The organism is Streptomyces ureilyticus, assembly GCF_011045025.1.
Lineage (GTDB): Bacteria > Actinomycetota > Actinomycetes > Streptomycetales > Streptomycetaceae > Streptomyces > Streptomyces ureilyticus.
The window spans coordinates 1-2,931 of the sequence record NZ_JAAKZX010000409.1 but is presented as its reverse complement, the minus strand read 5'-3'; the positions used below and the strand labels follow the sequence as shown (position 1 = coordinate 2,931).

The 2,931-nt window shown below is 70.2% G+C and carries 2 protein-coding genes and 1 pseudogene; all 3 read left to right on the top strand.

Features of this window, described 5'->3' with window-relative positions:
- A pseudogene (locus G6048_RS47545) lies at positions 1 to 566 on the top strand (alpha-1,4-glucan--maltose-1-phosphate maltosyltransferase); the annotation flags it as partial.
- Between the two features lie 65 nt (positions 567 to 631).
- Positions 632 to 2,032, top strand: coding sequence for a maltokinase N-terminal cap-like domain-containing protein (locus G6048_RS47540; RefSeq protein ID WP_165345820.1), 1,401 nt, complete (start codon positions 632 to 634; stop codon positions 2,030 to 2,032).
- 61 nt (positions 2,033 to 2,093) lie between these two features.
- On the top strand, positions 2,094 to 2,931 hold an 838-nt coding region (locus tag G6048_RS47535; RefSeq protein WP_408056252.1), incomplete at its 3' end, for a GlgB N-terminal domain-containing protein.

The following is a 2,931-nucleotide window of genomic DNA, read 5'->3' as shown; positions in this document are numbered from 1 at the left end:
TGCAGCACGGCGGCCGGCCCGCCTTCGAAGTCCGGGCGGTCCTCGCCGCCACCCTCTCCCCCACCTGGGGCATCTACAGCGGGTTCGAGCTGTGTGAGAACACCCCGGTGCGGGAGGGCAGCGAAGAATACCTGAACTCGGAGAAGTACCAACTCCGTCCGCGCGACTGGGAGTTGGCCGAACGCGAGGGCCGTAGCATCAGCCCCCTCATCACCCGGCTCAACGAGATCCGGCGTGCCAGCCCGGCCCTGCGCCAGCTGCGGAACCTTCACTTCCACGAGGCGGACAACGACGCGATCATCGCGTACTCGAAACGCCGTGGCTCGAACACGGTCCTGGTGGTCGCCAACCTCGACCCCCATCACACCCAGGAGGCCACGGTCTCCCTGGACATGCGTCAACTGGGCCTCGACTGGCACGAGTCCGTCCCCGTGCATGACGAGCTCACCAGCGCCACCTACCACTGGGGCAGGGCCAACTACGTGCGTCTGGCGCCGGGCCGCGCGCCCGCGCACGTTTTCGTCCTGCGACCGTCCTCAGCGATCGGAGGGCCGCCCACACCGTGATCGTCAACGAGCTGGCGATCTTGATCGTGTGCCCCACATCGTGTGCCTCGAAAGGACGCGCCTCCATGCCCAGGACCGCACCGCCCCCACCGCACAGCCTCGGGACAGCAGCGCTGCTGACCTCGGTCGCGGGGTTGCTGCGGGCCTGGCTGCCACGGCAGCGGTGGTTCGCGGGCAAAGGCCGGCCCGTCACGGATCTGTCGCTCCTTTCGGTGACCGAACTGCATCCAGGGTGTCTGCATCTGCTGGTGCACGCACAGCACGGCGCGGGGGCGCCCCCGTCCGGCGACTGCTACCAACTGCTCCTCGGCGTAGGGGAGTTCCTGCCGCCCCGCCTCGTTCACGCCTTCATCGGCCGGGCGAGCGAGGGCCCGCTGGCCGGACTGATGGTGTACGACGCCTTCCACGACCCCCGCTCCACCGGGCTGCTGCTGGAGCGGCTTCGTCATCCGGGCACGGCGGGCCCGCTGCGCTTCGAGCGCGACCCGCGGGTGACGGTGCCCGCCGGGCTCACTCCCCGGCTGCTCGACGCCGAGCAGTCCAACTCCTCCGTCGTATACGGGGATTCGTACATTCTGAAGGTCTTCCGGCGAGTCCAGGCAGGCATCAATCCCGATCTGGAGGTGCCGTGGGCGCTGGTCCGCCAAGGCTGCGCTCGCGTCCCTCCCCCCGTAGCGTGGTTCCGGACCTCACGGCCGCGGGAGGCGACACTCGGCGTGCTCCAGCCGTTCCTGCCCGAGGCCACGGACGGCTGGACTCTGGCGCTTCAATCCCTCACCTCGGGAAGGGATTTCACCGAGGAAGCGTACGAACTCGGGTGCGCCACCGCCGAGGTGCACCTGGCGCTGGCTGCCGCTTTTCCCTCCGAGATGCCAAGCCGTCGCCAGTACAGGGAACTTGCGGCCGCGATGACCGAACGCCTGGCCGCCACGAGCCAGTCCGTACCCGAACTCCTGCCGTACGCACCCGGGTTGCGGGCCGCCTTCGACGCGCTCGCCGAGCTCGACGCGACCCGTCCCGCGCAGCGGATCCACGGCGACTTCCACCTTGGTCAGGTGCTGTGGGCCGGGCCACGGTGGTTCGTCATCGACTTCGAGGGCGAGCCGGCCCGCCCGCTCGCGGAACGGCGTCGCCGCCAGTCCCCCGTACGCGATGTGGCGGGCATGCTGCGCTCCTTCGACTACGCCGCCCGCAGCCGCCGCCCGTGGCGACCGGCGTGGTCGCGGCGCTGCCGGGACGCCTACTGTGCCGGGTACGCCACGGAGGCGGGCTGGGATCCGCGGGAGGAACCCGGGTTGCTGCGCGGCTACGAGACGGACCGCGCGGTGTACGAGGTGCTGTACGAGGCCCGGCACCGGCCCGACTGGCTGCCCGTGCCGCTGGCGGCGATCGCCCGCCTCGCCGAACCCGGCCGAACGCCCTCCGGCAGTGGTCCGCCGGCCCCTTCGTTCTCCCACCACGCCTGAGGAGGCTGACACCGTGGCTGCTCGCGAGATCCCCGTAAACGCAGATTCCGTAGACGCAGATATGGAGCCGGCCGGCCGGGAGCGGCTGCTGGCGGGTGCCCACCATGATCCTCATGCGTTGCTCGGGGCGCATCCGGGGCCGGGGGGTGTGGTCTTCCGGGCGCTGCGTCCCTACGCCGATGCGGTGGCGGTCTCGGCGAACGGGCAGCGTGTGGAACTGCGGGACATGGGCGACGGTCTGTTCTCGGGTGTGCTGCCGCTCGACTCGATCCCCGAGTACACACTGCTGGTGAGGTACGGGGACGAGGAGTTCGAGCTGGAGGATCCCTACCGATTCCTGCCCTACCTCGGCGAGTTCGATCTGTATCTCTTCAGCGAGGGCCGGCACGAGCAGTTGTGGAAGGCGCTCGGTGCTCAGCCGATGGAGCACCAGGGGGTGAGTGGCACCCGCTTCACGGTGTGGGCGCCGAACGCGCGCGGGGTGCGGCTGCTGGGCGACTTCAACTACTGGGACGGTACGGCGTATCCGATGCGGTCGCTGGGCTCCTCCGGGGTGTGGGAGCTGTTCGTGCCGGGGCTCGGCGAGGGTGCCCTGTACAAGTTCGAGATCACGCGGCCCGACGGTTCCCGGACCCAGCGGGCCGACCCGATGGCCCGTAGCGCGGAGCTGCCGCCCGCGACGGCGTCGGTGGTCCATGTGTCGCGTCACGCGTGGCGGGATGGCGAGTGGATGGCCCGGCGGGGTCGGCGACCCGTGCACCTTTCACCGTTCTCGGTGTACGAGGTCCATCTCGCGTCCTGGCGCCCCGGGCTGACGTATCGCCAGCTGGCCGAGCAACTTCCCGCCTACGTCTCCGAGTTGGGCTTCACCCACGTCGAGCTGATGCCGGTCGCCGAGC